Here is a 701-nt window from a genome sequence, read left to right on the forward strand (position 1 = left end):
TGATAAGCAAAAAGCTAACGCTGTCCTAGATAAACAATCAAAGATTGTTGAAGTTGCTGGCATTGAAGCAAATGGTAAGAAAGTACCTGAGCTATATGCTGAATACATCGAGCCTCGCTTGGTTGATTTCGCAACAGGCGAATTCGTGGAAGAAGCGGCTGATGGTTCTAAAGCAGCTAACTACGATCAACGTAAAGCAGCGAAAGACAACGCGACGTCTATTAAGCTTACAGCTGAGCAAGACAAAGCTAAGATCATTCGTCGTGCTAACACGGGTATCGTATACCTAGTGAAAAACGGTGATGACGTTTCTAAAGTTATCATCCCGGTTCACGGTAACGGTCTATGGTCGATGATGTACGCATTCGTTGCAGTTGAAACTGACGGTAACACTGTGTCTGGTATCACTTACTACGAGCAAGGTGAAACTCCTGGACTTGGTGGTGAAGTTGAGAACCCATCATGGCGTGCTCAATGGGTTGGTAAGAAACTGTTCGACGAAAACCACAAACCAGCAATCAAGGTTGTTAAAGGTGGTGCGCCAGCAGGTTCTGAACACGGCGTTGATGGCCTATCTGGTGCGACACTAACTGGTAACGGTGTTCAAGGTACATTCGACTTCTGGTTAGGTGACATGGGCTTTGGTCCTTTCCTAGCAAAAGTTCGTGACGGAGGTCTGAACTAATGTCTAGCGCACAAAA

At 45.8% G+C, this 701-nt stretch carries 1 protein-coding gene; it reads left to right on the plus strand.

Going from position 1 to position 701, the window contains the following annotated elements:
• Positions 1-685 (plus strand): Na(+)-translocating NADH-quinone reductase subunit C (locus R7Z50_RS27545; protein ID WP_318149758.1); only part of this gene is annotated, 685 nt, incomplete at its 5' end.
• Between the last annotated feature and the right edge of the window lie 16 nt (positions 686-701).

The sequence above is a fragment of the Vibrio sp. 1249-1 genome, from assembly GCF_033340495.1.